Annotated in this window: 1 protein-coding gene; it reads left to right on the top strand. The window is 65.9% G+C overall.

What is annotated here, in order from left to right:
- Positions 1-5,031, top strand: a 5,031-nt coding sequence (locus ACLP4W_RS10125) for a type I polyketide synthase (protein ID WP_442386002.1), incomplete at both ends; no start/stop codon positions are given.

Here is a 5,031-nt window from a genome sequence, read left to right as displayed (position 1 = left end):
TCGCGGTGGAGATGGGCCTGGCCCGCCTCTGGCAGTCATGGGGCTTCGAACCCGACGTGGTGTTGGGCCACAGCGTCGGCCAGTATTCGGCGGCCTGCGTCGCGGGCGTGTTCAGCCTCGAGGACGGAGCGCTGCTGATGGCTGAGCGCGGCCGCCTGTTCGGCAGTTTGCCTGCGGACGGTCGGATGGTCGCGGTGTTCACCGCCGCCGAGCGCGTCGAGAGCCTCACCGACGAGTTCCCCAGTCTGTCGGTGGCCGCCTACAACGGTGCCAATACCGTACTGTCGGGCCCTGCGCGGGACCTGGACCAGGCGGTGGCCGGGTTGACAGCCGATGGTGTCCGATGTGACTGGCTAGACACCAGCCACGCGTTCCACTCGGCACTCCTGGATCCGATCCTCGACGAGTTCGAGTCGTATGCGAACCGGTTCAATTTCAGCCCGCCACAACGGATTTTGGTATGCAACCGCACCGGCGCCGCGCTCGGCAGGAGCGTGAAACTCGATGGCTCCTATTGGCGTCGCCACGCGCGCCAACCGGTGGAATTTGCCAAGAGCGTGCGCACCCTTGCCGATCTGAGTTGCAAAGTGTTGCTGGAGGTGGGCCCGCAACCGGTGCTGACCGCCGCAGCCCTACGGGCATGGCCTGACCCGGCCACTGCACCGCGGGCGATCGCGTCGTTGCGTCGAAACACCGCCGACCACCGCCAGATCACCGAAGCCCTTGCTGACGCGTACGTGCTAGGCCACCTGCCCGACTTCGGCGCTGTCATAGGATCGGCGCGCAAGCTCGACCTGCCCACCTATCCGTTCCAGCATCGCCAGTATTGGTTCCGTGAGCAGCGGGTCCGGCCCACCAAACAGAGCTCGAACCAGACCGCAGCCATCCGCACCGAAGCCGTCCGGCTTCTCGAGGACGGGCGGATCGAGGAACTCGCGGCGCTACTCGACGGTGCGAGCGGCAATCAGCAGGCCGTGGATTTGCTGACAAAGCTTGCCGCGCAACACAACCGACAGCGTGAAGCCCAGTCCATCACGGACGATCGATACGAGGTCCGCTGGGAGAAATCCATTGCCGGGGTCTCAGGGCTCTCAGATGCGGAAGCTGACGAGGGATCTGCCTGGCTCCTCATTGGCGATGATGCCGAAGTAGTTCAGCCTTTGGTCGACGTGCTGACCACGCATGGGCACCAGCATCGAATCCTCGGGTTGCCGCTGTCCGACGCGGACGAGGAACGGCTCGAGGTCGTGTTGCGCGCTGCGGTGGCAGACGAACCGGAGCTACGTATCCTGCATGTCGCGGCCCTGGACTCCGACACCGCACCATCGATGCGGTCGCTGTTGCGGATGCAACACCGAGTCCTGGGCGGAACACGGCGACTCTTCCGCGCCGCGGTTGCCGCTGAACTGCGCAGACCCATCTGGGTGGTAACCCGTGGTGCGCAACGAGTCACTGACGCGGACACCGTGTCACCGGATCAGAGTTGCCTATGGGGATTCGGTCGTGCTGCCGCGCTGGAGCACCCGCAAGTGTGGGGCGGACTGGCGGATCTGGCTGAGGGGACTGCCGACGAGTGGTCGCGGTTGATCAACCAGGTGGCGGCGGCACCGCGTGGCTCGGCCGTTAGGGAAGACCAACTGGCCTTGCGTGATCAAGCGGTTTATGTTCCCCTGCTGGTTCGACGGGTTGGGCAGCCGATCGCAACACCACTGGCACTGCGTGATGACGCAACGTATCTGGTGACCGGTGGGTTGGGTTCGGTCGGACTGGAGATCGCCGGATATCTGGCCGCGCACGGCGCCCGGCATCTGGTACTGACCAGCCGACGCTCGCCCAGCGATGCCGCGCAAGGGCGCATCGATGCGCTACGCGAACAGCACGGCTGCGACGTCCGGGTCATCGCGGCCGATGTCGCCAATGCGCACGACGTCGCGCGCCTGTTGGCCACTGTGCAGGCCGAACTACCGCCGGTGGCCGGCATCGTCCATGCCGCAGGCGAGATCGGTACCACCCCGCTGCGCACCCTGGACGACGCCGAAGTGGATCGAGTGTTCGCCGGAAAGGTTTGGGGTGCGTGGCATTTGAGTGAAGCAGCCTTGGACACCTCAGGCCTGCAGCTGGACTTCTTCCTTAGCACCTCCTCGATCGCTTCAGTATGGGGTGGGTTCGGTCAGACCGCCTATGGCGCGGCTAACGCCTTCCTCGACGGGCTGGCCTGGCGGCTGCGCGAACAGGGCATCTCGGGGATCAGCGTTAATTTCGGTCCCTGGTCGGCGGGCATGGCCGACGAGGAGGCTCGTGCGCGACTGGCTCAGCGCGGGGTCCGGACATTGTCGCCTGCCGATGCATTGGCGGGTATGGCTGATCTCCTGGCGGCTTCTTCCGCGCAGGGGGCGGTACAAGCCCCGGCACAAGGGATTGTGGCCCGGATCGATTGGGCCCGCTTCCTGCCGCTCTACCAGCAAGCGGGGAGGCGGTCATTTCTGGCGGAGTTGGAGCGTGAGGTTCCCGATTTCGCGCCGGCACCAACGCCTTCCGGGAAGACTCGATTGGTCGAGCAGCTCACCCACGCTCCAGTCCAGCGGCGCAAGAAACTTGTCGCGGATTACCTGCGCCAGGCGGTGGCGGAGGTGACGCGGGTCGATACCACGGAGATCCGCGAGGACGCCGGATTCTTCGACCTCGGCATGGATTCGCTGATGGCCGTCGAATTGCGGCGCCGTATCGAACAAGCAGTGGGCAAGGAGTTGCCGGCGACCCTCGCGATGGACTACCCACGTCTGTCCGACGTGGCGGATTACCTGCTCGGCGACGTGCTCGGGCTCAGCGAGCAGGCGGGTGCCAATTCAGGCGCCAAAACTGGGCCCCAGCCGGCTTCGGTAGTGACGATGCGCAGCGATGAGCCGATCGCGATCGTCGCGGTGGCTTGCCGCTTTCCGGGCGCCCCCGATCCCGACGCGTTGTGGGAGGTGTTGTCCGGCGGTGTCGATACGATCCGGGAAGTCCCGGATGACCGCTTCGACATCGACGAGTTTTACGACCCGGATCCAGAGACTCCGGGCAAGATCTATAGCCGCTTCGGTGGATTCCTCGACGGAATCGACGGATTCGATCCGGAGTTCTTCGGTATTTCCCCGCGCGAGGCCGTGTGGATGGATCCGCAGCAGCGGCTGATGCTGGAAATTGCGTGGGAGGGCCTGGAACGTGCCGGGTATTCGCCTGCGGCGTTGCGCGGCAGCCGAAGCGGCATCTTCGTGGGGGTGGCTGCCAACGAGTATTCGCAGCTGCTGTCCGCCAACTCGGTGGAGAAGATCGAGCCCCATTTCATCACCGGCAATGCGCTCAATGCCATTTCGGGTCGGGTTGCCTTCGCGCTCGGCCTGGAAGGGCCGGCCGTGGCGGTCGATACCGCGTGCAGCTCATCGCTGGTGGCCGTCCATCAGGCCTGCCAGGCTTTGCATTCCGGTGACTGCGATTTGGCGTTGGCCGGTGGGGTGAACGTCTTGCTGAGCCCGGTATCCATCATCGCCGCCTCGCGCGCCAGGATGCTTTCCCCCGTCGGGCGATGCAAGACCTTCGACGCCACCGCCGACGGCTATGTGCGCAGTGAAGGTTGCGGGATTCTGGTGCTCAAGAGGTTGAGCGATGCGGTGCGCGACGGCGATCGAGTTTGCGCGGTCATCCGGGGCAGCGCGGTCAATCAGGACGGCGCTTCCAGTGGTTTGACGGTGCCCAATGGGGGCGCACAGCAACGGCTTATCACCGCGGCGCTCGCCCGCGCCGGTCTCGCCGGCGGGGATGTTGACTACCTTGAGGCGCACGGCACGGGCACCGCACTGGGTGATCCGATCGAGGTGCAGGCGGCCGGGGCCGTCTACGGTGCCGCTCGTGACGCGGACCGGCCGTTGCTGATCGGATCGGTGAAGACCAACATCGGCCACCTCGAGTCCGCATCAGGGGTAGCCGGTCTGATCAAGGTCGTGTTGTCCCTGCAGCACGAAGTTCTGCCGCAGAGCCTGCACTTCGAGAACCCGTCGCCGCACATCCCGTGGGACTCGTTGCCGGTGCGGGTGGTGGACAAGGCGATTCCGTGGCAGGCCAACGGCAGGCCGCGTCGTGCCGGAATAAGTTCCTTCGGGTTCACCGGCACGAACGCACACGTGCTGATCGAGGAGGCGCCAGCACAATCGGCGACCGCCGACGAATACTCGACAGGCGACATTGCGGTGGCATGGGAGTCCGACGCTGAAGATGAGCCAGTCGACGTGCTGCCGCTGTCGGCGCGGTCACCGGAGGGGCTGGTGGCGTTGGCGCAGCGATATGGGGAATGGTTGAACACCCACCCAAAGGTCGACATCGCCGATGTGTGCTTCACGGCGGGGGCCGGGCGTTCGCATTTCGAACACCGGGCCGCGCTGGTTGTGGATTCGGTTCAGAGCGCCCGCGAGCTCCTGGCCCAGTTCGTCGAGAACCGGATGCGACCGGGAGTGGTACGCGGCGAGTGCACGGACCCGCCGACGACGGCGTGGTTGTTCACCGGGCAGGGCAGCCAGTACCCGGGGATGGCACGCGAGTTGTTCGACGCCGAGCCGGTTTTCGCCGACACCATGACACGCTGCGCGGAAGCGGTCGACGGGATCCTACCGCGCCCGTTGCTGGAGGTGCTGTTCGCCACCGACCGCGACACCGACGGTGAGGCCGGAGAAACACTGCGGCACACCTCTTTTGCCCAGCCGGCACTCTTCGCCGTCGAGATGGGCCTGGCCCGGCTGTGGCAGTCGTGGGGCGTCGAGCCCGACGTGGTGCTGGGGCACAGCGTGGGCCAGTACGCGGCGGCGTGTGTGGCCGGGGTTTTCAGCCTCGAGGACGGGGCACGGCTGATGGCCGAGCGCGGCCGGCTGTTTGGCAGTCTGCCCGACGGTGGGCGAATGGTGGCGGTGTTCGCCGACGCCAAGTACGTCGAGGAGATCGCCAACGAGTTCCCCCGAGTGTCGGTCGCCGCCTACAACGGCCCCAACACGGTGCTGTCGG

It is taken from the genome of Mycobacterium sp., assembly GCF_052145595.1.
Taxonomy (GTDB): domain Bacteria; phylum Actinomycetota; class Actinomycetes; order Mycobacteriales; family Mycobacteriaceae; genus Mycobacterium.
The sequence above is the reverse complement of the archived record's forward strand: the minus strand, read 5'-3'. Positions and strand labels throughout refer to the sequence as shown.